Source organism: Actinosynnema sp. CS-041913 (assembly GCF_050942485.1).
Classification (GTDB): Bacteria; Actinomycetota; Actinomycetes; order Mycobacteriales; family Pseudonocardiaceae; genus Actinosynnema.
The window spans coordinates 1,455,177-1,480,340 of the sequence record NZ_CP192037.1 but is presented as its reverse complement, the minus strand read 5'-3'; the positions used below and the strand labels follow the sequence as shown (position 1 = coordinate 1,480,340).

The 25,164-nt window shown below is 68.1% G+C and carries 27 protein-coding genes and 1 tRNA gene; 14 read left to right on the top strand and 14 right to left on the bottom strand.

Going from position 1 to position 25,164, the window contains the following annotated elements; all coding sequences use genetic code 11:
* Nucleotides 1-9 precede the first annotated feature (9 nt).
* Together ettA and ACQPZF_RS07290 are read right to left on the bottom strand one after the other, a co-directional pair.
* Nucleotides 10-1,686, bottom strand: a complete 1,677-nt coding sequence (ettA, locus tag ACQPZF_RS07295; RefSeq protein WP_433269552.1) for an energy-dependent translational throttle protein EttA — start codon at nt 1,684-1,686, stop codon at nt 10-12.
* A gap of 517 nt (nt 1,687-2,203) precedes the next feature.
* Nucleotides 2,204-2,881: a single-stranded DNA-binding protein gene (locus ACQPZF_RS07290; protein ID WP_433269550.1), complete on the bottom strand. Its 678-nt coding sequence runs from the start codon at nt 2,879-2,881 to the stop codon at nt 2,204-2,206.
* Nucleotides 2,882-3,044: 163 nt separating this feature from the next.
* Here ACQPZF_RS07290 and ACQPZF_RS07285 point away from each other — a divergent pair, with 163 nt between their 5' ends.
* Genes ACQPZF_RS07285 through ACQPZF_RS07275 form a run of 3 tightly spaced genes read left to right on the top strand, consistent with a single transcriptional unit; the run spans nt 3,045 to nt 5,409 of the window.
* Complete coding sequence (locus tag ACQPZF_RS07285; RefSeq protein WP_433269548.1) at nt 3,045-3,659, top strand: TetR/AcrR family transcriptional regulator; 615 nt, start codon at nt 3,045-3,047, stop codon at nt 3,657-3,659.
* The gene (locus tag ACQPZF_RS07280) at nt 3,656-4,585 is read left to right on the top strand and encodes an ATP-binding cassette domain-containing protein (RefSeq protein WP_433269546.1); all 930 of its coding nucleotides are present in this window, start codon (nt 3,656-3,658) and stop codon (nt 4,583-4,585) included. Before ACQPZF_RS07285 ends, ACQPZF_RS07280 begins: the two co-directional genes overlap by 4 nt.
* Before the next feature lie 14 nt (nt 4,586-4,599).
* Complete coding sequence (locus tag ACQPZF_RS07275; protein WP_433269544.1) at nt 4,600-5,409, top strand: ABC transporter permease; 810 nt, start codon at nt 4,600-4,602, stop codon at nt 5,407-5,409.
* Here ACQPZF_RS07275 and ACQPZF_RS07270 read toward each other — a convergent pair.
* Nucleotides 5,406-6,344 (bottom strand): saccharopine dehydrogenase NADP-binding domain-containing protein, encoded by a 939-nt coding sequence (locus ACQPZF_RS07270; protein ID WP_433269542.1) that lies wholly within the window; start codon nt 6,342-6,344, stop codon nt 5,406-5,408. The genes ACQPZF_RS07275 and ACQPZF_RS07270 overlap by 4 nt on opposite strands.
* A gap of 18 nt (nt 6,345-6,362) precedes the next feature.
* Between ACQPZF_RS07270 and ACQPZF_RS07265 the strand changes: the two genes are divergently transcribed.
* Nucleotides 6,363-7,169, top strand: coding sequence for an AraC family transcriptional regulator (locus tag ACQPZF_RS07265; protein WP_433269540.1), 807 nt, complete (start codon nt 6,363-6,365; stop codon nt 7,167-7,169).
* On the opposite strand, the gene ACQPZF_RS07260 is transcribed toward ACQPZF_RS07265, so the two are convergent.
* Nucleotides 7,130-9,082: a cytochrome c oxidase assembly protein gene (locus tag ACQPZF_RS07260; protein ID WP_433269537.1), complete on the bottom strand. Its 1,953-nt coding sequence runs from the start codon at nt 9,080-9,082 to the stop codon at nt 7,130-7,132. The two genes, ACQPZF_RS07265 and ACQPZF_RS07260, sit on opposite strands and share 40 nt — an antisense overlap.
* An 80-nt stretch (nt 9,083-9,162) precedes the next feature.
* Between ACQPZF_RS07260 and ACQPZF_RS07255 the strand changes: the two genes are divergently transcribed.
* On the top strand, nt 9,163-9,723 hold the full coding sequence (locus ACQPZF_RS07255; RefSeq protein ID WP_433269535.1) for a DUF3558 family protein: 561 nt from the start codon (nt 9,163-9,165) through the stop codon (nt 9,721-9,723).
* Here ACQPZF_RS07255 and ACQPZF_RS07250 read toward each other — a convergent pair.
* Nucleotides 9,689-10,867, bottom strand: coding sequence for an MFS transporter (locus ACQPZF_RS07250; protein ID WP_433269533.1), 1,179 nt, complete (start codon nt 10,865-10,867; stop codon nt 9,689-9,691). The two genes, ACQPZF_RS07255 and ACQPZF_RS07250, sit on opposite strands and share 35 nt — an antisense overlap.
* A gap of 62 nt (nt 10,868-10,929) precedes the next feature.
* On the opposite strand from ACQPZF_RS07250, the gene ACQPZF_RS07245 reads away from it, so the two are divergent.
* From ACQPZF_RS07245 to ACQPZF_RS07235, 3 genes are all read left to right on the top strand, one after another.
* Entirely contained in the window at nt 10,930-11,985 is a 1,056-nt protein-coding gene (locus ACQPZF_RS07245; protein ID WP_433269531.1) for a LacI family DNA-binding transcriptional regulator, read from the top strand.
* 125 nt (nt 11,986-12,110) lie between these two features.
* Nucleotides 12,111-12,183 (top strand) — tRNA-Arg (locus ACQPZF_RS07240).
* Nucleotides 12,184-12,296: 113 nt separating this feature from the next.
* Nucleotides 12,297-13,877 carry a tyrosine-type recombinase/integrase gene (locus ACQPZF_RS07235; protein ID WP_433269529.1) on the top strand — a complete coding sequence of 527 codons (1,581 nt, stop codon included), beginning with the start codon at nt 12,297-12,299 and terminating at the stop codon, nt 13,875-13,877.
* 14 nt (nt 13,878-13,891) lie between these two features.
* Here the strand turns inward: ACQPZF_RS07235 and ACQPZF_RS07230 are convergent, their stop codons facing one another.
* The 3 genes from ACQPZF_RS07230 to ACQPZF_RS07220 all read right to left on the bottom strand — a co-directional run bounded on the left by ACQPZF_RS07230 (nt 13,892) and on the right by ACQPZF_RS07220 (nt 16,164).
* Complete coding sequence (locus tag ACQPZF_RS07230; protein WP_433269527.1) at nt 13,892-14,827, bottom strand: tetratricopeptide repeat protein; 936 nt, start codon at nt 14,825-14,827, stop codon at nt 13,892-13,894.
* 162 nt (nt 14,828-14,989) lie between these two features.
* Complete coding sequence (locus ACQPZF_RS07225) at nt 14,990-15,874, bottom strand: IS3 family transposase (RefSeq protein WP_433261518.1); 885 nt, start codon at nt 15,872-15,874, stop codon at nt 14,990-14,992.
* Nucleotides 15,871-16,164: a transposase gene (locus ACQPZF_RS07220; RefSeq protein WP_433261520.1), complete on the bottom strand. Its 294-nt coding sequence runs from the start codon at nt 16,162-16,164 to the stop codon at nt 15,871-15,873. The genes ACQPZF_RS07225 and ACQPZF_RS07220 overlap by 4 nt, the downstream gene beginning before the upstream one ends.
* A gap of 192 nt (nt 16,165-16,356) precedes the next feature.
* Here ACQPZF_RS07220 and ACQPZF_RS07215 point away from each other — a divergent pair, with 192 nt between their 5' ends.
* The 4 genes from ACQPZF_RS07215 (at nt 16,357) to ACQPZF_RS07200 (ending at nt 18,506) form a co-directional block, all read left to right on the top strand.
* Entirely contained in the window at nt 16,357-17,250 is an 894-nt protein-coding gene (locus ACQPZF_RS07215) for an IS982 family transposase (RefSeq protein WP_433269525.1), read from the top strand.
* Between the two features lie 177 nt (nt 17,251-17,427).
* Entirely contained in the window at nt 17,428-17,652 is a 225-nt protein-coding gene (locus tag ACQPZF_RS07210) for a hypothetical protein (protein ID WP_433269523.1), read from the top strand.
* On the top strand, nt 17,645-17,962 hold the full coding sequence (locus tag ACQPZF_RS07205) for a hypothetical protein (protein WP_433269521.1): 318 nt from the start codon (nt 17,645-17,647) through the stop codon (nt 17,960-17,962). Before ACQPZF_RS07210 ends, ACQPZF_RS07205 begins: the two co-directional genes overlap by 8 nt.
* Entirely contained in the window at nt 17,952-18,506 is a 555-nt protein-coding gene (locus ACQPZF_RS07200; RefSeq protein ID WP_433269519.1) for a hypothetical protein, read from the top strand. Before ACQPZF_RS07205 ends, ACQPZF_RS07200 begins: the two co-directional genes overlap by 11 nt.
* Before the next feature lie 244 nt (nt 18,507-18,750).
* On the opposite strand, the gene ACQPZF_RS07195 is transcribed toward ACQPZF_RS07200, so the two are convergent.
* The 5 genes from ACQPZF_RS07195 to ACQPZF_RS07175 are packed head-to-tail and all read right to left on the bottom strand — an operon-like array spanning nt 18,751 to nt 22,652.
* The gene (locus tag ACQPZF_RS07195; protein WP_433269517.1) at nt 18,751-20,898 is read right to left on the bottom strand and encodes a cell division protein FtsK; all 2,148 of its coding nucleotides are present in this window, start codon (nt 20,896-20,898) and stop codon (nt 18,751-18,753) included.
* A complete protein-coding gene (locus ACQPZF_RS07190; RefSeq protein ID WP_433274462.1) occupies nt 20,895-21,677 on the bottom strand; it encodes a hypothetical protein in 783 nt (260 codons plus the stop codon). The genes ACQPZF_RS07195 and ACQPZF_RS07190 overlap by 4 nt, the downstream gene beginning before the upstream one ends.
* A gap of 23 nt (nt 21,678-21,700) precedes the next feature.
* Nucleotides 21,701-22,030, bottom strand: coding sequence for a hypothetical protein (locus tag ACQPZF_RS07185; protein WP_433269515.1), 330 nt, complete (start codon nt 22,028-22,030; stop codon nt 21,701-21,703).
* Nucleotides 22,027-22,371 (bottom strand): WhiB family transcriptional regulator, encoded by a 345-nt coding sequence (locus ACQPZF_RS07180; protein ID WP_433269513.1) that lies wholly within the window; start codon nt 22,369-22,371, stop codon nt 22,027-22,029. The genes ACQPZF_RS07185 and ACQPZF_RS07180 overlap by 4 nt, the downstream gene beginning before the upstream one ends.
* The gene (locus ACQPZF_RS07175; protein ID WP_433269511.1) at nt 22,368-22,652 is read right to left on the bottom strand and encodes a helix-turn-helix domain-containing protein; all 285 of its coding nucleotides are present in this window, start codon (nt 22,650-22,652) and stop codon (nt 22,368-22,370) included. Before ACQPZF_RS07175 ends, ACQPZF_RS07180 begins: the two co-directional genes overlap by 4 nt.
* A 150-nt stretch (nt 22,653-22,802) precedes the next feature.
* Here ACQPZF_RS07175 and ACQPZF_RS07170 point away from each other — a divergent pair, with 150 nt between their 5' ends.
* Nucleotides 22,803-23,177 carry a helix-turn-helix domain-containing protein gene (locus ACQPZF_RS07170; protein WP_433269509.1) on the top strand — a complete coding sequence of 125 codons (375 nt, stop codon included), beginning with the start codon at nt 22,803-22,805 and terminating at the stop codon, nt 23,175-23,177.
* A 150-nt stretch (nt 23,178-23,327) separates the two neighbouring features.
* Nucleotides 23,328-24,500 (top strand): tetratricopeptide repeat protein, encoded by a 1,173-nt coding sequence (locus ACQPZF_RS07165; RefSeq protein WP_433269507.1) that lies wholly within the window; start codon nt 23,328-23,330, stop codon nt 24,498-24,500.
* Here ACQPZF_RS07165 and ACQPZF_RS07160 read toward each other — a convergent pair.
* Nucleotides 24,468-25,040 (bottom strand): NUDIX domain-containing protein, encoded by a 573-nt coding sequence (locus ACQPZF_RS07160; protein WP_433269505.1) that lies wholly within the window; start codon nt 25,038-25,040, stop codon nt 24,468-24,470. The genes ACQPZF_RS07165 and ACQPZF_RS07160 overlap by 33 nt on opposite strands.
* Nucleotides 25,041-25,164: the final 124 nt, after the last annotated feature.

The window sequence follows — 25,164 nt, the reverse complement described above, 5'->3', positions numbered from 1 at the left end:
CTACCCGGCTCAGTCTCGTGTGAGCTTGCGGTAGGTGACGCGGTGCGGCCTCGCGGCCTCCGCGCCCAGACGCTCCACCTTGTTCTTCTCGTAGCCCTCGAAGTTGCCCTCGAACCAGTACCACTGGGACGGGTTCTCGTCCGTGCCCTCCCACGCGAGGATGTGCGTGGCGACGCGGTCGAGGAACCACCGGTCGTGGGAGATCACCACGGCGCAGCCGGGGAACTGCTCCAGCGCGTTCTCCAGCGAGCCCAGGGTCTCCACGTCCAGGTCGTTCGTCGGCTCGTCCAGCAGGATCAGGTTGCCGCCCTGCTTGAGGGTGAGCGCGAGGTTGAGCCGGTTGCGCTCGCCGCCGGACAGCACGCCCGCCGGTTTCTGCTGGTCCGGACCCTTGAAGCCGAACGCGCTGACGTACGCCCGGGAAGGCATCTCGACGTTGCCCACGTGGATGTAGTCCAGCCCGTCGGAGACCACCTCCCACACGTTCTTCTTCGGGTCGATGCCGGCGCGGTTCTGGTCGACGTAGGACAGCTTGACCGTCTCGCCGATCTTCACCGTGCCGCTGTCCGGCTGCTCCAGGCCCACGATGGTCTTGAACAGCGTCGTCTTGCCGACGCCGTTCGGACCGATCACGCCGACGATGCCGTTGCGCGGCAGGCTGAACGACAGGCCGTCGATCAGCACCCGGTCGCCGAAGCCCTTCTTGAGGTTGTCCGCCTCGACCACGACGCTGCCCAGTCGCGGGCCCGGCGGGATCTGGATCTCCTCGAAGTCGAGCTTGCGGGTCTTCTCCGCCTCGGCGGCCATCTCCTCGTAGCGACCGAGGCGGGCCTTGGACTTCGCCTGCCGGGCCTTGGCGCCCGACCGGACCCAGTCCAGCTCGTCCCGGAGGCGCTTCTGGAGCTTCTGGTCCTTCTTGCCCTGGACCGCGAGCCGCTCGGCCTTCTTCTCCAGGTAGGTGGAGTAGTTGCCCTCGTACGGGTGGGCCCGGCCGCGGTCCAGCTCCAGGATCCACTCGGCGAGGTTGTCCAGGAAGTACCGGTCGTGGGTGACCGCCAGGACGGCGCCGGCGTACTGGGCGAGGTGCTGCTCCAGCCACAGGACGCTCTCCGCGTCCAGGTGGTTGGTGGGCTCGTCCAGCAGCAGCAGGTCGGGCTTGCTCAGCAGCAGCTTGCACAGTGCCACCCGGCGGCGCTCGCCGCCGGACAGGTTCTTGACGTCGGCGTCGGGCGGGGGGCAGCGCAGGGCGTCCATCGCCTGCTCCAACTGGGAGTCGAGGTCCCACGCGTTCGCGTGGTCCAGCTCCTCCTGGAGCTGGCCCATCTCCTCCATCAGCTCGTCGGAGTAGTCGACGGCCATCTTCTCGGCGATCTCGTTGAAGCGGTCCAGCTTCACCTTGATCTCGCCGAGACCTTCCTGCACGTTGCCCAGGACGGTCTTCTCCTCGTTGAGCGACGGCTCCTGCTGGAGGATGCCGACCGTGTAGCCGGGCGAGAGGTAAGCCTCGCCGTTGCCCGGTGTGTCCAGGCCGGCCATGATCTTCAGCACGCTCGACTTGCCGGCGCCGTTCGGACCGACGACGCCGATCTTCGCACCGGGGTAGAACATGATCGTTACGTCATCGAGGATGACCTTGTCCCCGTGCGCCTTGCGCACCTTCTTCATGGTGTAGATGAACTCGGCCATGCCCGCGATCGTAGAGCGGTGCCGATCGGGCAAGTACCTCGGACGCCGGCAACGGGCGTGACGACAACGCGGAGTTAACGCGAACGTGGGTCACCCACAGTTGTCACAGCGCGTCGGGGCTGCTCGGGAGCAGCGCTGTGACCAGCGGATCCAGCCGGATGCGTGAACTCGTTGCGGTGTCAAGCCCTCATGCCTGCGCGGGAACCGCCTCGGCGCCTGTCTACGACCTCCCTCCTCGATACTCGTGACGGCGACACTCGACGCGCATTCTCCGTCCCGGATGCGCGCGCACACCCGTTTCCGGTCTTCATGCCCCGAACGGCCCAGGACAGCACTTCGGTTGCCGCCTTCGGCTGCTCTTAGTCACTGGGATTGGGGGTGGCGGGTACTCCACTCGTTTAGAGAACGCGGCTGACCGGCTGACGTGGGCGAACGAGCGTGACCGGCACGGTCGGGAGGTCAGGGGATGACGCGTCGGGGGGCGGGCCGGCGTGGTCGAAGCCGGCACGGTGCCGGCTCAGAACGGGACCTTGGCAGCCTCCGATCCCACCTCGGTACGCGCCTCGGCGCGTGTTTCGGCGCGTGTTTCGGCGCGTGTTTCGGCACCCACACCCGTCTCAGCCGAACGCTCGCCTGCGTCACCGAACAGCGAGTAGGCCTCGCCCTCCTTGCGGGGCGCGACGACATCGGGCGGGCTTCCGCCCGACTGCCGACCTGACTGCGGACCGGAGGCTGCGGGCACGGCGGCGGCTCGGCGTGGGGCGGCGACGGCTTCGGTGGCTTCGGCGGCCGGCTCGGCACGCGCGGGAGCGGTGAAGGCGTCCCCCTCCTTGCGGATGCGGGTGACGGCCGCGGTGCAGGTGACGAGGTTCGGCCCGACCGCGAGCGCCTCGACGTCCACGAACTGCCGGATGCTCTCGCCCTCGGGTATCTCCTTGATCGTCATCTTGCCGTGCACCACCACGGGGTCGTTCCGGCTCAATGACAGGTGCACGTTGTCGGCGAGCGAGCGCCAGCAGGTGACCGACAGGAACATGTGCCCGGAGTCCTTCCACTTCCGCAGGTCCGGGTCGAAGCGGCGCTCGGTGGTGAGCAGGCGGAACTTCGCCCGGGTGTCCCCGCTGCCGACCGTCGTGCACGTGACAGGGCTGGCCACGATGCCGGTGACCGTGATCCGCGTTTCGTTGTAGGACATGTCTGCCTCCCTGGAGGTGATCTGTTGCGTCCAGGTTGCAGGGCTTCGAGCTGCGGGGAAAGCGGTGAATCGCGATCTGTGGACAAAACCGCAGCCTGTGGACAAATAATGAGTGAGTCCTCACTCCTTGACTTGAGTGAGGACTCACTCATACGCTGGCGCCATGCCCGACGACACCACCCGACGCCGGAAGCGCGCACCCGCGATGAGTCCCGAGGACCGCCGCGAGGCGATCGTCACCGCGACCGTCCCGCTGCTGTTCGAGCACGGCGCCAACGTGACGACCAGCCAGATCGCGAAGGCGGCCGGCATCGCGGAGGGGACCGTCTTCCGGGCGTTCAAGGACAAGCAGGAGCTGATCGCCACGTGCGTGCGCTCCGTGCTCGCGATCAACGCCGAACTTGAGCTGATCGACGAGGCCAGGAAGGCGGCGACCCTCGCCGAACGCCTCTCCGGGGCGATCAGCGCCGTCTCCGGCTACCTGGACCGGATGTGGAAGCTGGGCAGCGTCCTGCGCGACTCCGGTTACCGCCCGCACGACGGGGACCGCGAGCACAAGGGCCCGCCCGCCGAGATGAAGCGCATCGCCGAGCACCTCGCCGGCCTGTTCGACCCCGAAGCGGACCGCATGCGCGTCGACCCGCACCTCGCCGCCCGGCTCCTGCTCGGGCTCGTGTTCACCAACCGGATGCAGGGCAACGGCTTCGGCGACTCCACCGCCGGGACCGACCAGCTCGTGGAGCTGTACCTGCACGGGGTACTGAGGGGAGACCAGTGAACGACCTGATGATCGAGGCGTCCGACGTCCACAAGGCGTTCGGCGCGCAGAAGGCCCTGGACGGGGTGGGCATCGCCGTGCCCAAGGGCACCGTGCTCGGCCTGCTCGGCCACAACGGCGCGGGCAAGACCACGTTGGTCAACGTGCTCACCACGATGCTCCCGCCGGATTCGGGCACCGCCCGGGTCGCGGGCTTCGACGTGGTCCGGCAGGCGCACCAGGTGCGCAGCCGCATCGGCCTGACCGGCCAGTTCGCCGCCGTCGACGAAGGGCTCTCCGGCCTGGACAACCTGATCCTGATCGCCCGCCTGCTCGGCGCGAGCCCCCGTGACGCCCGGCAGCGCGGCCACGAGCTGCTGGAGCTGTTCGGCCTCGGCGACGCCGCGAAGCGACCCTCCCGCACCTACTCGGGCGGTATGCGCCGGCGGCTGGACCTGGCCGCGAGCCTGGTCGGCCACCCCGAGGTGATCTTCCTGGACGAGCCGACCACGGGCCTGGACCCGGCGAGCAGGCTCGGGCTCTGGGAGGTCGTGGAGAACCTGGTCGACGACGGCACCACGGTGCTGCTGACCACCCAGTACCTGGACGAGGCGGACCGGCTGGCCGACTCGATCACCGTGCTCGCGCAGGGCAAGGTGGTCGCCGCCGGCACCAGCGCCGAGCTCAAGGCCCAGGTGGGCCGGCGCACCGTCACGGTCACCCTGGCCGACACCTCCGACGTGCCCAAGGCGCAGGAGGCCCTGGAACGCGCCGGCATGCAGCCCGCGGCGGCGGCGAACACCCTGACCGCACCCGTCACGTCGTCCCGGGAGCTGGCCGTCGTGGTCCGCGCCCTGGACGAGGTCGGCCTGGAGGCCACCGAGCTGGCGCTGGGCGAGCCGACCCTGGACGACGTCTACCTGACCCTCGCGGCACACGCGGCCTGAACGGAGCCCACGACATGACCGCCACTCTCGCCGCGCCGCAGACCCGCTGGCGCGGAACGGATTTCGCCACCCAGGTGCTCGTGCTGACCCAGCGGTCGCTGCGGACGCTGGTCAGCGACCCCCGGATGATCGTGTTCAGCGTCCTCCAGCCGCTGATCATGCTCACCTTGTTCAGCCAGATCTTCGCGAGCATCGCGAACACCCCCGGCTTCCCCCGGGACGTCGCCTACATCGACTACCTGATGCCCGCGATCCTGGTGAACACCTCAATGCAGTCCGCGCTCCAGGCGGGCGTCGGGCTGGTCACCGACATGAAGAACGGCGTGCTGGCCCGGTTCCGCTCGCTGCCCATCCGGCTGGGCTCGGTGCTGATCGCACGCAGCCTGTCCGACCTGGTCCGCACGGCCGCGCAACTGGTGCTGATGCTGGTGTTCGCCGCGGTGATCTTCGGCTTCTCGCCGGCGGGCGGCATCACCGGGATGGCCGCCGCGCTGGCCCTGGCACTCGCCGTGGGGTGGGGTCTGGGCTGGATCTTCCTGGCCGTCGCCACCTGGCTGCGCAACGCCGAGCTGATGCAGACGGTGGGCTTCCTGGCGATGTTCCCGCTGATGTTCGCCTCCAGCGCGTACGTGCCGGTGTCGGGCCTGCCCGGTTGGCTCCAGGCGGTGGCGAACGTCAACCCGCTGACCTACGCCGTGGACGCGGCCCGCGCGCTGGCCCTGGCGCACCCGGTGACCGGTGTGGTGGGCGCGCTGGCGACCAGCGCGGCGCTCGCGGTGGTCGGTTGGGTGTTCGCGGTGCGCGGCTTCCGCCGTCCGCTCTAGGAGATCGACCAGGACACCCCGTGCGGTGCCAGAGAATCCAGGAAGTCGACCGGATCGAACGCCTGGGCCGGGGCGAGCACGCCGGACTCCACCGCACCAGCGGCGAGCCGGCGGGCCGCCTCGGCCGCCACCACGGCGGTCGTCCCGTACGGGTCGGTCCCCTCGACCACGCCCCGCAGCCGCCGCTCCCCGGTCATCTCCGCGAGCAGCACGAATCCCCCGTCACGGCCCGGGTTCTCCGGCAGGGCCTCCACCATGTCCGCCGTCACCGCGTCGAACAGCGCGATCAGGTCGGCCTCCGCGACGGCCTCCACCCGTCGCGCGTGGACGTGCCGGGGGATGGTCGCCACCTCGGGCAGCGCGAACTTCCCCACCGGCGACGGCTCGGCGTCACCGGGGAACGTGATCGACGACGTCTTCACGGGCCCGTCCGAGAACCGCCCGTCCGTGTGCACGAGGCCGCCGTCGCGGAACATCCGGAGGTTCGCCAACGCGCTGCGCCCACTCCCCCGCGACAGCCCCACATCACCGGTGAACCGGTGCGCCACAACGACATCCTCGATCCGGTCCAGACGCGACGCCATCGCGCCGGCCAGCAGGTCCACGAGGAACCCGCCGTCGTTGACCATGGGCACGACCGTCACCCCGGCGTCCCGCGCCTGCCGCCCGTACTGCTCGAAGACGTGCATCAGGTACGCCTGCTCGCCCGAGATGTCGACATAGTGGACCCCGGCGGCGATCGCGGCACGCACCACCCGCTCGCCCCACGTGCCGAACGGCGCCACGCAGTTCACCACCACCGCGCACCCGCGCAGCACTTCCGTCAGCCGCTCCGGTTCGTCCAGCCCGGCCACCCGGGACTCGCCGCCGAGCGCAGTCAGCCGTTCGGCGTCCCTCCCTACCAACAGCACGTCTTCGCCACGCAGTCGTTCCACCACAAGGTGATCGCCGCGATGCGTACCGGACGGCCGCATGCGGGCCGAACCGTCAACACCGGACCGTGGACGTCGCACATCCCGGTGCACGAGGCGTCCGGCTTCCACGTAGTACGCAGCGGCTCGTGCGAGTTCGGGCGCACCAACGGCGACCGGGTGACGCTGCACCCCGGCGACGTGGTGTTCGTCCCGCACGGCGCGTCCCACCACCTGTCCGGCGCGGCATCCACGCAGCTCATCTGCGGCGCGTACTTCCTCGACCGGACCCGCCCGCATCCGCTGCTCGCGGAGTTGCCGGACTTCGTCCACGTGACCGCCCGAGGGACGTTCAAGGCCGCCGTGGACCTGCTCGACGCCGAACTGGAGCACCCCGGACGGGGCGCGGAGGCCGCCACCCGCGCGCTGGTCGACATGCTGCTGCTGCACATGCTGCGGACGTGGTTCGACGACCACCCGGAATGCGCCTGGGCGTTGCACGACAAGGCGATCACCAAAGCCCTGCACGCGATCCACCACGAGCCGCACCGCCCGTGGACGGTGGAATCCCTCGGCGACGAGGCGGGCCTGTCCAGGGCCGCGTTCGCGAAGCAGTTCGCCACGCTGGTCGGCCAACCGCCGCTGGCCTACCTGACCTGGTGGCGGATGACCACCGCCGCCCGGCTGCTGAAGGAAACCGACGCGCCGCTGGGCGCGCTGGCCGCCCGCACCGGCTACACGTCCGAGTTCGCGTTCGCCAAGGCGTTCAAACGCGAGCACGGCGTCGCGCCGGGCGAGTACCGCCGCCACTACTCCCGTTCGGACAGCTTGCGCAGCATCGCGTTGTAGGCGGCCAGGTCAGCGTCACCGTCGGAATCCGCCTTGCGGTCCGACCGACGCGCGTCACGATCGTCCGAACGCGCCCACTGCACGAGCAGCGCCACCATCACCACGATCAGCGGCACCTCCCCCGCCGCCCACGCGATACCGCCGCCGAGCCGCTGGTCCTCCAGCAGCGACGTGACCCACGGCAGCGCCAGCCCCCGGTAGAAGTCCGCCCCGATCACGGTCTGCGAACTCATCAGCACGATGCCGAAGAACGCGTGGAACGGGATGGACGCGAACAGCAGGCCCAAGCGCCCCAACGGAGGCAGCCGGTGCGGCGCGGGGTCGATGCCGATCACCGGCCAGTAGAACACGTACCCGACCAGGATGAAGTGCGCGTTCATCGCGAGATGCGCCCAGTGGTAGTCCAGCGCCGAGTCGAACAGCCCGGAGAAGTACAGCCCGTAGAACGACCCGACGAACAACGCCAGCGCCACGAAGGGATTCGTCAGGAATCGCGCCACCGGCGACTGCACGAACGCCAGCACCCATTCACGTGGGCCGGGCGGATTCCCCTTGCCCGCCGTGGGAAGCGCACGCAGCGCCAGCGTCACCGGACCGCCCAGCACGAGCAGGATCGGCGCGAGCATCGAGAGCAGCATGTGGCTCTCCATGTGCACGCTGAACATCGCCGGCGCGTACCGCCCGAGCCCGGACGATGTGGCGAACAGCACAGTCAGGCAGCCCGCGACCCACGCGATCGTGCGACCCACCGGCCACGCGTCGCCCCTACGCCGCAGCCGCCGCACGCCCAGCAGGTACACCACGGCCAGCACGATCGCGCCGGTGCCGAAGATCAAGTCGAACCGCCAGTCGAACAGCAGCCTGGTCAGCGTGGGCGCGCCGAACAGGTCGTAGCCGATGCGCAGCTCGACCGTGCTCGGGAACGCCCGTCCCTCCGGCGGCGGAGGTGTGCGGCTCAGCGCCGCGGCCAGGCCGATGGTGAGGAACATCAGCAGCACTTCGACGCCGGCGAGCTTCAGCAGGGAACGCCCCGACCCGGTCTCCACGACCTGCCGGACGCCCTTCTGCCGCTGGAAGTAGCCGAACACGCCGAGTACGACCAGCGCGAGCGTCTTGCCCAGCACCAGCAGCCCGTACTCGCTGTTGAACAACTGGCTGACGGGCAGCCGCACCCACGCGTTGACCACGCCCGAGACGGCCATCACGATCCAGCACACCAGCGCGAGCCGGGAGAACCGCGTGGTCGCGAGCCCCAGGTGGTCGCCGCCCCGGCGGGCGTGCGCGAGCAGCGCGATCAGCCCGCCGACCCACAGCGCCGCCGCGATCAGGTGGTACAGCAGGCTGTTGGTGGCCACGTCGTGCGAGCCGCCGCCGGACGAGTGCCCGGTCACCGCCACCGGCACCAGCGCGAACACGGACAGGAAGAACAGCACCGTGGTCCAGCCCCAGGACAGCACCAGCCGGCAGCCCAGCGCGAGCAGCGCCACGACGACCGCCGTGATCATCCACGCCTTGGCCTGCTCCAGGAACCCGGCGAGCTGGAACAGCACCGCCGGGTCGAGCACCGCGGTGACCGGCTGGCCGAGCGCGTCGGCGGCGGTGAAGGGCACGGACGCCACCGCGCCCAGCGTCCACACCAGCGCTGCCCACGCCGCCGTGCGCAGCGCCGCGTAGCCGTCGGCGGCCAGCGTCCCGTTGGGTTGCGGGGGCACCAGGAAGGCCGCGAGCAGCAGGGAGCCGATGGTCACCACGGCGGCCGACTCGGTCAGCACGCGGACGGCGATCAGCCCCGACTTCTCGCCGCCGGTCACCGCCGCCAGGGCCGCCGCGAACACGGCCGCCATGGCCGTGCCGAGGACCAGCAAAGGGACTAGACCAGTGCGCTGGGTTCGGGTGGGCGCGTCGATGGGCACGGGGTCGAGCGTAGGCCGCCCGGCAACGCCACCACCAACCGCCGGACGTGCGTCGATCACACCCGCTACGGTTGCTCGACGTGACCAGCTCTCGGACGTGGCTCGCCGTGGCCTTGACCACGCTCACCCTCACCGGGTGCAGCTACACCATCAACGGCGACGCGCTGCCCGAGCCGGGTTTCACCCCTTCGACCACCGCGTCGTCGTCCTCGCCGGACGGTGCGCCGAAGATCGCCAAGCAGCGGTCGGTGGCGGGCGTCGACCCGTGCAAGCTGCTCACCGCGGACGACCTCAAGCCGCTCGGCGCGTTGACCAGGGAACCGACCCGCAAGGACGACGTGATCCAGGAGTCGTGCCAGTTCCTGTTCGACGGCGCGAGCGTCGTGACGGCGTTGTACCAGAAGTACGAGCACGTGCGGCAGCGCCAGCAGAAGGGCCGTGAGGTCGTCGTGGACGGGCACTCGTCGTGGGTGTCGTGTGATCTCGACGGCAACGCGATGGTGTGCACCACCACCACAGCGGTGAACCCGAACCGCAGCATCCTGGTGGCGATGACGTTGAACGGCGGCAAGTCCGAGCAGATGCTCGCGACCATGCAGCCGCTGATCAAGGCCTCGCTGAACCGGCTCCCGCCCGGCTGAGCTCCCGGGCGCGGGCGTTCCGGGCCAGCCACGCCGTCGGCACAATCAGGGCTATGACGAACGCCACCAGGCCCATCGAGATGCTCAGCGAGCTGGCGTGCGCGATGCCGCCCACCACCGGCGGGCCGGCCAGGAAACCCGTGTAGGCGACCGTCGTCACCAGGCCGATCTCCCGTTCACCGCCGGTGCCGTCGGCCCGCCGCCCGGCGGCGCCCGCCAGGTCCATGACCACCGGGAAGCAGAACGACAGGCCCACGCCCGCCAGCGCGAAGCCGGCGAAGCCCGCGGCAGGCGCGTCGACCAGCACGGCCAGCCCGAGACCCACCGCGGCGACCACCGCGCCGCCCGCCAACAGCCGGTACGGGCCGAGGCGGCGTTGGACGGGTTCGCCGACCATCCGGGCGACGACCATCGCGATGGAGAAGCCCGCGTAGGGCATCGCGGCGGCGGCTTCGCTGAGGGCGCGCTCCTGGACGAAGAACAGCGCGGACCAGTCGGCGGTGGCCCCCTCGGCGATCGCGGAGAGCACCGTGATGCCCGCGAGCAGCCACAGCAGCGGGCGGCGCACCACGGAACGCTGGTCCTGGCGGGCTTCGGCGGGTTCGCCGGTAGCACCGGGGACCGAGCGGATCACGGCCGCCATCGTGACCGCGCCGATGACCGCGACCGTGACGAGGTGCGTGCGCAGGTCCCAGCCCGCCGCTGCCGCCGCCGCGGCGCCCAGCGAGCCGACCAGGGCCCCGAGGCTGAAGCCGGCGTGGAACTGGGGCATCAGCGGCCGGTCCAGGGCACGCGTGGCGGCGACCGCGGCGACGTTCATGCCGACATCCACCGTCGCGCCGCACGCGCCCAGGACGAACAGGTTCAGGCCCAGGTGCAGCGGCGTGCCGGCGAACGCGAGGGCGGGCACGGCCAGCACCATGACGACCGAGCCGAGCACGACCAGCTTCCGCGCGCCGACCGCCGCGCACAGCCGTGCCGCGAACGGGGCGGTCAGCGCGAGGCCGATGCTCGCGCCGAGCAGGGCCAGGCCCAGGGTGGCCTCGGTCGCGCCCACCTGTGCGGCGAGCGTCGGCATCCGTGCCGCCCAGGACAAGTACAGGGCCCCGTTGAACAGGAACACTGCGAACACTGCGAGGCGCATGGGATCGAGTGTGACTGAAGCGCTTCAGAACATCCACCCGGATTGCTCGTTAATCTCGTCACGTGGACCGACCCCGCAAGCCCACCCTCGACACCGTCGCCAGTGCGGTCGGGGTTTCGCGCGCCACGGTCTCCAACGCCTACAACCGCCCCGACCAGCTTTCGGCGGCCCTGCGCGAACGAATCCTGGAGACCGCGGCGGCCATGGGCTACGGGGGCCCGGACCCGGTCGCGCGCAGCCTCGCGACCCGGCACAGCGCGGCCGTCGGGTTCATGCTCGGCCAGCCACTGTCGGCGGCTTTCTCGGACCCGGCCGTGTCGATCGTGCTCGATGGCCTGGCGTCGACCGTCGACGGCCACGACCATTGCCTGGTGCTGATGCCCGGCGGTGCCGAGGGCGGCCCGCGCCCGGAGACCGTGGCACGGGCCGCAGCGGACGTCGTGGTGGCGTACTCGCTGCCCGACAACGCGCCCGCGCTGGACGCCGTGCGCGCCCGTGGGCTGCCCATGGTGGTGATCGACCAGCCCGTGCTGCCTGATACGGCGCGCGTGGAGGTGGACGACGTGGGCGGGGCGCGGATGGCGGCTTCGCACCTGCGCGCGCTGGGCCACACCCGCTTCGGCGTGCTGACGTTCAGCCTGCACCCCGACGGCCGGACCGGTCTCGTGCCCGCCGACCGGCTCTCCGACAGCACGTTCCGGGTGACCCGTGACCGGCTGGCCGGGTACTTGGACGTGGTCGGACCGGACGTGCCCGTGTGGGAGTGCTTCGGGAGCAGGCGCGAACTCGGCCGTGCGGGGGCACGCGCGCTGCTCTCTTCGACGCCCCGCCCGACGGCTTTGCTGTGCGCGTCCGACGAACTGGCCTTCGGGGCTCTGCAGGCGGTCCGCGATCTGGGTCTCTCCGTGCCGCGCGATGTGTCCGTCGTGGGCTTCGACGACGTGCCCGCGGCGGAACACGCCGATCCCCCGTTGACTACGGTGCGTCAACCTTTGACCGAAAAAGGGCGACGCGCGGGCGAACTGGCACTCCGTTTGCTGGACGGAGGGAGACCAGGCGAGCCGACCAGACTGGCCGTTTCCCTCGTCGAGCGCGACTCGACGGCCCGTCCAATGTGATCCACATCACTTTTTGGGCATCTTAATCACTCTTCTGGTGCCCGACGGAAACGGTCCACGTCTTCCGGACGATGTGTCCGGTGGGGCGGCTACGTTGCTACAGCGCGTGGTCAACAGCCCCTCCAGCCTCCGTAGCTCAGTGGAGAGAGCGAGGGACTTCTAATCCCGAGGTCGCAGGTTCGAATCCTGCCGGGGGCGCTGGATCTACAAGCCCCTGACCTGCAAGTTCAGGTCAGGGGTCACGAACGGTGATGGTGGATCATGCGCTCGTGGAGCCTCACGTGGAGCCCAGGCGGCTCTAGACTGGCTCTATGAGCCCTCGGAAGACCGCGACGAAGGCTGCCCAGCGGGGCGAGATCCTGACCCTGCCCAGCGGCTCACTGAAGGTCCGCGTCTACGCGGGCAAGGACCCGCTGACGGGCAAGAAACACTTCCTGACGGAAACGATCTCCCACGAAGTCCCCGACTACCGCAAGGTCGCGGAGCGGACGCGCACGAAGCTGCTCAACCAGGTGGACGAGCGCCGTGCCCCACGCACAACCGCCACGGTCAACATGTTGATGGACAGGTACGAGGAGCACCTGAACGTCGACCGGAGCACGGAGATCGGCTACCGCCGCAACATCCGCCTTCACATCCGGCCACTGCTCGGCGACAAGCAACTCGGCAAGGACTTGCACGGCGAAACGTGGGACTCTTTCAACGCGACGCTCAAGCAGTGCTCGAAGCACTGTGGAGGCAAAGGCAAGTTCATCGAGCATCGCAAGGCCGGTGAGCATGAGTGCACCGACAAGTGCAAGGTGCACTCATGCGAAGGATTGTCGGACTCGACGATCCGCAAGATTTACTCGTGCTTGAGTGGCGCCATGAAGCTGGCGCTCCGTTGGGGTTGGATTACGGTCAACCCACTGGACGTGGCTACGCAACCTAAAGCACCCAAGTCGAAGCCCAATCCCCCGTCAGCCGAAGAGGCAGCGCTCATCGTCAACGAAGCGTTCCGGGACTTGGCTTGGGGAATGCTCGTGTGGTTGACGATGGTGACGGGGTTCCGCCGTGGCGAACTGTGCGGAGTCCGGATCGCTGATGTCGATTTCGCCCAGCGCGTCCTGACCGTCGAGGTTGCAGTAGGTCAAGAAGGTGGACAGACCTGGGAGACCGACCCGAAGGATCACCAGAAGCGAAGGATCGCACTGGACGAAGCAACTTGGAGCCTGCTCCTCGTCTACTTCGAGCACGTCAAGAGCATCGCTGCCGACGCAGGCGTAGCACTGGCACCCAAGGACAAGTTGTTCTCGCGGACCATTGATCACAGCACGCCGCTCAAGCCGGACTCCGTCTCCCAGCGTTACTCACGCATGTGCCAGCGCCTTGAAGTCAAGACGAACCTGCACGCACTGCGCCACTACAGCGCGACCGAGCTGATCGCGGCAGGTGTGGACCCTCGGACCGTCGCGGGCCGTCTGGGCCACGGTGGAGGCGGCTCAACGACCCTCAAGGTCTACTCGGCGTGGCGGTCGGAAGCCGACCAGCGCGCGGCATCCACCCTCACCGGTCGCATGCCGACGCCTCCGATCGCGCTGGACCAAACCGGCAAGGTGGTTTCGACGCTTGAGCCGAAGGTCACCGGGCCGTACCGGAAGATCGCCGCCGACCTCCGGGGAGCTATTGCCTGCGGAGCGCTCCGACCAGGTGACGCGCTTCCGACCGTGCACGAGTTGACCACTCGATACGGCGTGTCAGCGGGTACGGCGAATCGAGCGGTCGCCGAACTCAAAGCAGACGGTTTGGTGCAGGCGAGTCGCGGTAGGCGGGCGGTCGTACTTGACTCTCCTGCCCAGAAGACGCGTTCAGCCGAAATCGTCGAACTGAGGCCGCACGGGACAGCACAGTGAGGGACCGTAGAACCTCAGCCAGCTAGAGCTTTCAGCCGCTGCCGCTGTCGAACCGATCCTACTTGTGCGGCGAGTACTTCGGCGCGTTCGGCATGGATCGAAGCGTCATGCCTTTCACCGTGTAGCGACAATACCTGCACGAGGTCTACGCGAAGAGCGGATTCCGCGCGTGCGAAATCCGGGCTCAACCGGCCGAGAACATCGGACAACACGTCAACGGCTTCGGGCTCACCGAGCCGCGCCAACGCGCTACCTCGCCACCGGGCGAGGTGCGTTCCGTCGAATACGAGGTAGGGCGCTTCAGTGTCACCCGCATGAGTGGACATGGTCCACTCCGCGCGATCGAAGGCGCGAAAGCTGCCGTCACGATCGCCAGCGGCAGCCAGCGCTTCACCATGGCCGGCCAGCAGCCACGAGGCGAGAAGTCCGGAGGCGCTTTGTTCCGCAATCGCGCACGCGTAACGCGTCAACTCGACTGCGGACTGAGGTTCACCGATGTCGAGTAGAACCACTGCTTGACCCGCGCAGGCGTACGCCTCCAGCGCACTGGACTCAGCGACGCGTGCCGCGCTTCGCGCCTGGTCGTAATGCTCCCAGGACTCGCGTAGCAACCCATGGTCGAGCGATTGCCAGCCCGCGAGTGTGGACGCGTCCACCAGCACCCGCGCGAGCGCGACTCTCGACGGTTGGTCGAGGACGTTGCCGAGCAAGCTCCGCATCTGGCTGATCTGGGCGCGCAACTCCCCAAGCAACGCCGACGCACCCAACCGCCGATCTATCACACGTGTCATGTCGAGCTTCTGCTGAAGCAGCGAGACGGTCTCCTGATCAACCGCTCGCGCGGCCATGATCCGCGCCCGCAGCTCCAGCGCCTCCCCCGACCACGACTGCTCCTCGGATGCCACGGAGGCAGCCGGTTTCAGCAGCCTGCCGATCGGCACGCCGAGCATTTCCTCAAGCAGGCGCTTGGTGCCCGTCCGTACCGGCCCCAGAGGTCGACCGTCGGTGCGTTGCCCCGTAGCCAGCCGGTGGACGTGGCGGGCGCTGAGGGTGGCGTCTATGGCGTGCTCGTACGCGAACTGAGGTTGTCCCCGATGACCGGACACCGGATTTCATGCCACGAGGGTGAGGTCTCGACGATAGCCGACGCTGACTTCGTGCGGAGTGCGGTAGTCGAGTGTCGAATGTAGACGGTCGTGGTTGTAGTAGCCCAGGTAGGCGAAAACGTCGCGTCGGGCTGCGTCGCGGGTGTCCCAGACGGTGGTGCCGATCTCGGTCTTGAGGGTGGCGAAGAACGACTCCGCCACCGCGTTATCGAAGCATGACCCGGTCCGCCCCACCGACGGCCGGAAGCCGTGACCAGCGAGCGCGGAGCGGAACAGTCCGGAGGTGTATTGAGTCCCGCGATCAGCGTGGAAAATCGCGTCGTCGCCGGTCAGGCCGCGTCGGACGGCGAGGTCGAGGGCGTCGCGGACCAACTCGGCGCGCATGTGGTCGGCCATCGCGTGCCCGACCACCTCGCGGCTGTGCAGATCGATCACCGTGGCCAGGTAGAGCCACCCCTCCCGCGTGGGCAGGTACGTGATGTCCCCGACCAGCCGCATCCCCGGCGTCAGGGCGGTGAAGTCGCGGCCGATCAGATCCGGCACTGGCGCCGCGACCGCATCAGGCCTGGTCAACGACCTGCGGCGTCTGCGGGTGAGCCCGACGACCCCGCGTTCGCGCATGACCCGCCCGACCCGTTTGTGGTTCACCCGCCGGCCTCGACGACGCAGCGCGACGACGATCCGCGGACGCCCATAGGCACCCCGGTGACCGGCGTGGACCTCGGCGATCTCGGCGGCCAGGCGCTCGTCCGCCTTCGCCCGCTCCGCCCTGGCTGGGGCGGCGGCCAGCCATTCGTAGAAGCCCGGGCGTCGCACGCGCAGGACCCTGCACAGCCGGGTGACGCCGAAGGCGGCACGGTGTTCGGAGATGAACCGGTAGCTGCGGGTCAACGACCCATCTCCTTGGCAAAATACGCGGCGGCCTTGCGGAGGATGTCCTTCTCCAGCTCCAACTCGGCCACGCGCTTGCGCAGCGCCCGCAGCTCCTCCTGGTCCACCACCACCGCCGCCGTGCCGACCGATCCGGCCTGGGCCTGTTCGGCGGTGCGGACCCAGTTGCGCAGGGTCTCGTGGTTCACGCCCAGCTCACGGGCGACCTGCCGCAACGGCCGGTCCGACGAACGGGCCAACGCGACGGCGTCCCTGCGGAACTGCTCGGGGTACTTCGACTTGCCTGACACGGGGAACATCCTTCCCCAGACCGCTGTCTGGGATCAGGGTGTCCGGTTCAAGGGGACAACCTCAAACAGGTTGGCCTGCTCGCTGAACTCCTCAGCGGTCAACCCGCGTTCGTGGAGCAGGTCGCCTAGACGAGTAATGCGTAAGTCGGGGGTGGTGGCCGGAGACGGACGAAGGGTGTTCAAGATCCGTTTGTGACGACAGACCTGAACACCCTTCTCACCGCACTCTACGTCAAGATCGACGACCACCTCGCGGGCAGGCGTCGGATGGGCAGACCGCCGAAGCTCACCGACGCCGAGCTGGTCACCCTCGCGGTGGCCCAGGCGCTGCTGGGGTTCACCTCCGAGGCCCGCTGGCTGCGGTTCCTGCCCGCCCGGATGCCCGGCGCGTTTCGGTACCTGCCCGGCCAGTCCGGCTACAACCGCCGCCTGCGCGCCGCGTTACCGCTGGTCAAGCAGGTCATGCGCTGGTTGGCGGCGGACACCGACCTGTGGACCGACGCCACCTGGATCGTCGATTCCACCCCGGTCGAATGCGGACGCTCCCTCCCGACGGTGAAGCGCTCGGAGCTGGCCGGCTGGGCCAAGTACGGCTACTGCCGCTCGCACTCCCGCTGGTTCCGGGGACTGCGCCTGCACCTGGTCTGCACCCCCGCCGGACTGCCGATCGCCTGGGCACTGGCCGACCCGAAGATCGACGAACGACAGGTGCTCATGGCCCTCTGCGACCACGAACCCCACCTGCTCACCGAACGCCCCGGACTGCTGATCATCGCCGACAAGGGCTACGTCTCCCGCGAACTCGACCACTACCTCGCCCAACGCGGCGTCCGACTCATCCGACCGTCCTACCGCAACCGCACACCCCATCCCGGCGAGCCACTGCTCAAGTCCATCCGCCAACTCATCGAATCGGTCAACGACACCCTCAAAGGCCAACTAGACCTGGAACAGCACGGCGGACGCACCATCGAAGGCGTCGGAGTCCGCATCGCCCAACGCCTCCTGGCCCTCACCGCCGCCATCTGGCACAACCGCGCCACCGGCCAACCCGTCACCCGATCCCTGACCGCCTACGACCACTGACCGACTTACGCATTACTCGTCTAGCAGCGTGCGTCGGTGCCCAGACCCCATCGGATGATCTCCATATCGCCAATGTCAGCGCTGATGACTATACGCCCCATAGGTCAAGCTAGGTCGCTGGCAGGTCATTTATCAGGGTAAGTTCACCAGGCAAGCTGAAGTCAGCGATTCGTCTGGGTGGTGATGATCGTGGTGTGGAGTGAGCTTGCGGGTGATTTCGGCGGGATCGTGCTGTTCCTGGTGTGGCTCGTGATCCCTCTGCTCTACGTCGTCACCCTCGGCAGGCGATACGTGCGGCAAAGCAGGGAGAACGCCGAGGCAGCGGTGTGGGCGCGTGACGAGGTGTGCCAGATCCGCGAGGAGCAGAGGGAAGGCAGTCATGACGGTGACGTTGGTGAGTGACGGGGACCAGGGCGCGAGCGGGGAGGAGATCGTCTCGCTGTTCGAGGACTCGAAGTTCGCCGCTGAGACTCAGGAGTTCGTGGACGATCAGGCACCACGTCTGTTCGCCGTGGTGCAGGAGACGTTCGACCCCGAAGACGTCCGGATCGTCGCGTGGGGGATGACCACCGAGAAGGGCGTGGAGGTGTTCCCGGTCGAAGGTGGAACGCACCTCAGCCTCCAGTCTGCGGAGAACGCTCTGATCTTCTTCCGGGCCGGTGGTCGTGCGCTTCCTCGGGTGATGTGGGTCGGAGGCGAGCGTGAGGAGTAGCGGGCTGGAGAGCGCGTTGGAGTGCGTGGCGCGTGGGTGGCCGGTGGTGCCGGGTGCGTTGTGGGTCGATGGCACCTACGTCGATCCTGTGACGGGTTTCGACGGTGACTCGCTCGCGTTGTGTTCTCCGGGCAAGGCGACGCTGGACCCGAAGGTGGTTCGGCGGTTGTGGCCGGTGCTGGAGGAGGGCGTGACGCGTTCGGCGTTGGCCGTTCTCGGGAGGATGGCTGCGGTAGCGGTGCAGCCGGGGCGGGCGCGGCGAGTGATCGAGTCGGGGGCGTTTCAAGCGTCGCGTACGCCCGTGGTGCTGATGCGTGTGCCGATCGTCGGTGCGATGGTCGAGCACGCCGTGTTCGTGCTGTCGTCGTGGGACGGGTTGGACGAGGAGTTCGTGTTTCCTCCGGACGCCACGCTGCCCCTGCCGCCCGCTGTGGTCGAAGGGCACGAGGTGCGGTGGCTTGTGCCGTTAGCTGAGTGCGACGGGTTGATGACCGGTCCTGAGTTGGCGCGCCTACTGGCGCTGGAGGCCTCCAACCGTCGTTGACGCGCCCGGACGGTTGGCGTGGGGTGTCGGCTGCCTCCCGCCGGCGCTCGTGGGACGGGACGGCCGTGTGCGGACCATCCATCCGGATGGATGGTCCGCACACGGCCGTTTCGCGTCGTCGGGACGGTATCCCGTCCCACGTCCCACGCGTCACAAAAGCGTATTTGAGCTGGTGAATGGCGGTTTGGGGCGTGTCACGGCGGGTGTGATGGGGTGACCCGTCTGGGACGGGTTCGGTGACGGGTCAGTCCTCATCCTCGACCACCTCGGCATCCACGATGGCACCTTCGCGGAACGCGGTCAGGGCCGTGCGGATGTCCGCGACGAGGTAGCCGCGTACCTGCCGCACGCCATCCTCCGTGGTGATCCGGTCGCGGGTCGGTCGGCACCCGAACTCGCCCATGCGCAGACCGAACGCCGTGGGCTCGACGTCCAGCGCCGCCACGAGTTCGGCCGTGGGAACGAAGTCGCGTCCGCCGGGTTGCAGATCGTCTTGCAGGTAGTCCACAACGGACGCCAGCGGTTCGGGCACCTCCGGCTCTTCGGTGCGTTGGGCAACCGTCCCGACCACCTGTGCCACTGCGGTGTGATCGAGCATCGGCCGGTTGTCCTGTCCGGCCGCGTGGCCGCTCAACGTGCCCTCAGCTTCGCGCAGCGCGCGGCCACGGGCGCAGAGGGTGCGCCAGTCCTCATTAGGCATGTAGTAGGTACGGACCGTGGTGGCGAGAACGTCGGCCCCTGCGGTGGTTTCTCCGTCCGGTCGGAGGATGCCCACGCCCTTGTGGGTGGCGAGTAGTCGGCTGCTGTCGTAGCCGCGTGTGTTCATCTGTTCGCCCAACACGATGTTGCTATCGCGCCAGTCCATGACCCGCAACGCGAACCGTGAGCCGAGCACGGCGCGGAGGTTGCTGGGGATGGTCTTGCTGTCCGGGCGTTGGGTCGCCAGCACGAGCACGATCCCGGCAGCCGGTCCCTTGCGGGCAAGCCAGGTCAGCAGTTCGCCCACGTACTCGCCTGCGGTGAGCTTCTTGTCCTGCACCTCCAACGGTGTCCTGTCCTCCAACGGGATCTGCACCTCGTCAATGAAGATCGCGGTCACCGGCATGTTCAGGCCCGGGTCACGGGACATGGCCGGAGTGATCTTCGATTCCGGGCACACCTCGTCATCGAGATCTTGCATCCTCCGGTAGCGGCCCTGCACTTCCGCGACCAGCTCCACGAGCCAGTCGACGAGGGCCAGAACCTGTGCGGGTTCGTCACCGGCCATGAATCGGTATGCGACTTGTGCGGCCGAGTGCCAGTCCTTTCCGGCCTTGAAGTCCGCCACGTACAGGCGGGTGTGCGGGTCCAGGATCAGTCCCGCGGCTGCCAATCGTGCCGCGAATGTCTTGCCCTGTCGGGGAATCGCGCCCACGAGCAAGGACGTCCACACCAACGGCAGGTCGACCCGCCGCTGTCGCGCGTCCCGTCCGAACGGCACCGGCAGCCACGCGTCCCACCGCTCCACACCGAGCAGCGGCGTCCGCAGTGGAGGTGAGCCGTACGGGTCTTCGTCCGCCACCCACAACGCCACCCGCCCGGCGTGGCCGCCGTTGCCGCGCACGCGTTCCACGATGAGCTGTACCTCGTCCACCGCGAGCGCGGAGGCGAGTGCTTCGCGGTTCTTGACCACGTCGGTGGCCTTGCGGGTGGCGGGCAGGTCGACAGTGACCGCCCACCCGTCACCCTGCCTGGTGGCACGTTCCACCAGCCGTAGCGTCTCGTCCTTGCCGATCAGCTTCGCGTCCCGGAACGCGTCCACGAGCACCTGAGGGTCCATCGTCCACGTCAGTGTGCGCGGCCCGGCCAATACCGGCTTGCGGCCGGGTGAGCCGTCCTTGCGTCGGCCCAGCACCGCCAGGCTCATCGCGACCACGCCGCCGGCCCAGAGCACGCGGTGCCCGTAGACGAGATCGAGGACCGCGACCACGACGGCCGTGATCACGATTACGGCGCCGGTGACCTTCCACCGGAACAACGCCAACGTCCGGATGTCGGTGAACTTGTCCGCCAACTTCTCCGACTGCTCCACAGCCGCCCGGTAGTCGGCAACCCGTACCCACGACCGCCACCACCGCACCGCGACCACCAGCCCACGCACCGCCGCGCCAGCGAACCGGAGCGGCGACCGCAGCACCGCCGCCACACCGTCCTTGACGGCCTGCACCACCAGCGGCCGCGACTTCAACGCGACCGGTACGCGCGGGGACCGCAGCCACCAGTCCGCCACTCGGCGCGCCCACGACTTCCGCCGTGTCGGAGGCTGGTCGTTCACGAACTCACCGTCGAGCACGGCGTTCACCAGCTCACGACTCGACGCCTGTACGGAGAGCGATCCGCTCTCACCGTTCACGGCAGCTCACCCCCGCCCAGTTCACGCGTCAGCGTGGCCGCCAGACGTGACGACAGCCCGCGCGAGCATCCGGTGACCTCACGGATCCATGAGGGCGTCACCGTGGTCCCTGGTGCCCACGCTGCCCGTGCTGTCGCCAGGTACTCGGCGAACGAGGTCCGACGACCGATGTGCTTGCTCCTGGCGCTCGTACCCGGCCGAGATTCATGAACTACCGCCGGCGTACGCCGGTCGGCTTCCGTGAACGCTGCCGACACCGCTTCGGTGAGCTTGTCCCTCAGATCCGTGACCGCTTCCGCCGCGACGAACACCACCAGCGGCGGCACCGAGTGCAGCACGATCCCCGACAACGACCCCGCCGCGTAGGACGCCCAGGTGTTCATGACGTAGGTGGCCGCGAGCGTGAACCACTTCGCCCGCCGCACCCACGGCCCCGTCCGCACCCGGTACCGCGCAGTCACCTGTTCCGCCCGCAGGATCGCCAGCAGCACCAGCGACACCGTGGGGTCGAGCAGCCACGCGGCCAACCACGGCAACGACCACACCGCCGCCGTACCGGCCGCGAAGTGCTGGACGTTGGTCATCGTGAACCCGAGACCCAGCACAATCCCGGCCCAACACAACCGGTCCACCTGCGCCCGTACCCGTTCGACGCGCGACGCCACCACGTCCGGCCGTGCCTGGTGCGCCCGCAGCTCCGCAGCCTCAGCGGCCTCTCGGGCAAGCAGGGCCGCCGTGCTCTCCTCGGGCGCGGCGGGTGGCCGCCCGAAGGCGACCACCCTTCCCACACCGTTCGGTGTGCTCACCGTCGATCACCCCTGTGACGCGGACCGTCCACCGCAGTCACCGTCAGCGCCCTCGTGAGCGTGTACGCGGAGAACAGCGCTGGCAGACCCAACACCACCCACAACAGCGTGGAGTCCCGACCATGGGTGATCACCAACCACTGAACACCCACGATCACACCGGCCGTCACCAACACCCGGCCGGTCAGCGACAGCAACCGAGCACCGGCACGCGCCGTGTCGGACGCAGCCTTCGCCCGACGCGAGCCGACCCGCCACACCGTCACCAACGCCAGCAGCACACCCACACCAGCAAGCACCTGCGTAACCGTCAGGTCGATCGTCATGACGACGGCCCACCCATCCGGCCACGCCGCGCCCGCCACACCGGGTACAGGGCGCGCCGGTCCTCGTCGGACAGACCACCCCACACGCCGACCGAGTCCGCGCCGGCCACACGCAACTCCAGTTCCAAGCACGCACGCCGCGCCGGACACTCGGCGCACAACCGGGCCGCCAACTCCCGATCGGTCAACTCCTCCTCGTCCCACTCGGGCGTCTCGTCGGCCGGCACCAGCCACAAGCACCGGCCATCCAGCGTGACGATCTCCCACAACACCTCGTCCGGCACCGTCGCGAACCGGTCAAGGTCCGCAGCGATAACTTCGTAGTAGTTCTCCGGGTTCACCACGAAGCACCCCCGGTCAGTCGAGCGGCCTCACGTGCCGTCCGCCGCTCAGCAGCCATGCCGACCACGTCGACCACGCCGCCGGAGTCCACCGCCCGCCGAGCCATCTCCTCGACAGCCCGCGCCGGCACCACGTACCGCGTGCGGACACGGATCGCGGGGAAGGCGTCTTCCCGGATCGCTCGGTACAACGTGGCCGGCGCGATGCGCATGATGCGCGCGGCCTCGCGCACTGTGTAGAAGGTGGGCGAGTCAGCGCCCTGGTCAGTTGTCGCACTCATTAGTCACGCCTCCGAAAGACTGATTTCACTGCTCAGAGCGCTGACATAAGCGTTGATTATCGGTCAATCACCGCTGATCTCAGTCATAGCTCCGGAATCTGTCTGAACCGCGCGCTAACGTCGGCGCTGAGGCGGAGCACGGAGGCGTACGTGAAAGAGGATTGGTCGGCAGTCGCGGAGGCGGTCAACGCCCGCGCAACCGAGCTGGCACTGAAGCAGCGGGAACTTGCCGAGAAGTCGGGCGTTTCGCTCGCGATCGTGCGAGAGATCCAGCAAGGCCGAATCCAACGCCGTCGCAACCCACGCACCCTCGAAGCGCTCTCGATAGCGCTCGACTGGCACCCGCAGCACCTGACCGCGGTTCTCAACGGCCAAAGCCCGCCGGAAGCAGACGCAACCGCAGCACCGGTCGACAACCCGGTAATCCCGCTGCTGAACACCATCATCCGCGAGATTCGCGGACTGCGCGCCCAACTCGGGACGCTCACCAACCGACTTGACGATGAGTCGCGAAGAAAGGACTGATTCGCGGTGATCGTTCGGCGGTTCCTGCGTCGCTGTCATGGCAACAGCAGACCGCCGAACAGGGTGACAAAATAATTGTCAGCGACTAACGCCCCACCTGTTAGGTGGAGTTAAGTCCGCAGGTCGCGGCCTCAGAGGACGGGGGAGAACGTGGCAGGACAGGCACGCGGCGACCCGCCGCACACGCGGCTACAGGCCATCCGAAGGCAGTCCGGACGCACCCAAGCACAGGTCGTCCGCTACTTCCTCACCAGAAGCCAGACCCTCGGCATACCGGTAGCCAGCGAGTCGGCCCTGTTGGTCATGCTGTCCCGCTGGGAGAACGCCCGTGTAGAAGTCACGGATCTCGGTTATCGACGCCTCTTCCGCGAGTTCTACGGCCGAACCAACGAAGAACTAGGCTTCCCATCGGAGCAGTACAACGAATCCGCAGAGGAACTCCGCGACCGACTGATTGTCGCACGCAACATCGACCGCGAAACCGTTGACCTGTTCCAACGTCAAGACAACAACCTAAGAAACTCCGACGGCCGATTCGGCGCCATCGTCGTTCTCGACCAGTTGAACAACCTCGTCCGCCAAATGGAGAGCGTCAAGACGTTCAGCGTGAGCACTCAACACCGCGAACGCTTGGCAGCCATCCTCACCGACGCCCGCACCCTAGCGGGCTGGACAGCGCTCGACCGAGGCTCACAACTCCAGGCGTGGCAGTACCACGAGGACGCCAAGGTATCCGCCCGCGAAGCGGACTCGCCCTACCTCCTGGCGCACGCCGCAGCACAGCAAGCCGTGATCCTCCTGGACATCGGCGAACCGGCCGCAGCCGTCGAGTTGCTGGAGTACGCGCGCTACGTAGCCGAGAACCGCGCCCCGTCCCTTCTCCGGACATGGCTAGCCGCAGCACATGGAGAAGGACTCGCAGCGGCCGCACACCGCGACGAGTCCCTACGCGCGTTCGATGAGGCACAAACACTTCTGCCCTCGAACCCAGTAGACCCCGAGCTGCCCCACCTACTCCTCAGCGAAGGTCACCTAGCAAGGTGGCGAGGGAACGCCCTAGTACGCCTAGGTGACCAAGACGCCATCGGTGGTCTGGAAGCTGTGGCGCGAGAAATGGAGACCTCCCCGCGCTCAACCATCCGCGCCCAACTCCACACTTACGCAGACTTGGCCTTCGCCTACGCCGCCGCAGGCGACAGCAGAGGAGCACTGGCCTACGCCGCCAAAGCCCGCCAACTAGCCACCCGCATCGGCTCCGACCACCAACGCCAGCGCCTAGCCAAGTTGCAGCTACCCGAGATCGGCAGAACCGGCATTGCGTGAGGCCAAGTAGAACAACAGCGGCACAATCGCCCCAGACCCAAGCACCTCACCACGCTTGATCAGCTCCAACATCCGATCAATCGGAATCCACTCAATCCGCGCGGCTTCCTCAGCGTCGGTCGGTTCGCCCACCTTCTCGGCATGTCGCCAAATGTAGGCGTTAACGGGAGCGTCCACCATGCCGGGCAACGGCTGAAACGTAGCGATGTGCTCAGGCTCGCCAATCGGCCGCCATCCCGTCTCCTCTTCGGCTTCCCGCGCAGCCGTGGCAGCCGGATCCTCACCTGTCTCTACCAGCCCTCCAATGAGTTCGTAACCCCATTGATCAACAGCGAAGCGATATCGCCATAGGGTTAGCACCTCTTCGCGCTCGTTCAAGAGCAGGGCCACCGCAACGTGATGCAACTTAACCACGTGATGTTCGAACCGACTGTGATCAGGAGGCTCGACGTCCACAAGTTTCAATTTAATCCACTGATTCTCGTAGATCGCGCGCTCACCGTGCACTGACCACTTCAACTCATCCGGATACTCTGTCATCTCTCCACCCTATTGGTTCCACTCATCGTAGCCAACTGCGTGTCGCTGTTGTTGCCGCATCGAAGCCGACGAGTGGGCCGACGCCGCATCGCTGCCGCCAGTGGGCCGCAACACCAGGCCGCCT

Bases quoted from the DNA above. Each gene is read 5' to 3' on its own strand.
- ettA (WP_433269552.1), bottom strand. From the start codon at position 1,686: ATGGCCGAGTTCATCTACACCATGAAGAAGGTGCGCAAGGCGCACGGG.
- ACQPZF_RS07290 (WP_433269550.1), bottom strand. From the start codon at position 2,881: ATGTCCTACAACGAAACGCGGATCACGGTCACCGGCATCGTGGCCAGC.
- ACQPZF_RS07285 (WP_433269548.1), top strand. From the start codon at position 3,045: ATGCCCGACGACACCACCCGACGCCGGAAGCGCGCACCCGCGATGAGT.
- ACQPZF_RS07275 (WP_433269544.1), top strand. From the start codon at position 4,600: ATGACCGCCACTCTCGCCGCGCCGCAGACCCGCTGGCGCGGAACGGAT.
- ACQPZF_RS07265 (WP_433269540.1), top strand. From the start codon at position 6,363: ATGCGTACCGGACGGCCGCATGCGGGCCGAACCGTCAACACCGGACCG.
- ACQPZF_RS07250 (WP_433269533.1), bottom strand. From the start codon at position 10,867: ATGCGCCTCGCAGTGTTCGCAGTGTTCCTGTTCAACGGGGCCCTGTAC.
- ACQPZF_RS07235 (WP_433269529.1), top strand. From the start codon at position 12,297: ATGAGCCCTCGGAAGACCGCGACGAAGGCTGCCCAGCGGGGCGAGATC.
- ACQPZF_RS07230 (WP_433269527.1), bottom strand. From the start codon at position 14,827: ATGCTCGGCGTGCCGATCGGCAGGCTGCTGAAACCGGCTGCCTCCGTG.
- ACQPZF_RS07185 (WP_433269515.1), bottom strand. From the start codon at position 22,030: ATGACGATCGACCTGACGGTTACGCAGGTGCTTGCTGGTGTGGGTGTG.
- ACQPZF_RS07175 (WP_433269511.1), bottom strand. From the start codon at position 22,652: ATGAGTGCGACAACTGACCAGGGCGCTGACTCGCCCACCTTCTACACA.
- ACQPZF_RS07160 (WP_433269505.1), bottom strand. From the start codon at position 25,040: ATGACAGAGTATCCGGATGAGTTGAAGTGGTCAGTGCACGGTGAGCGC.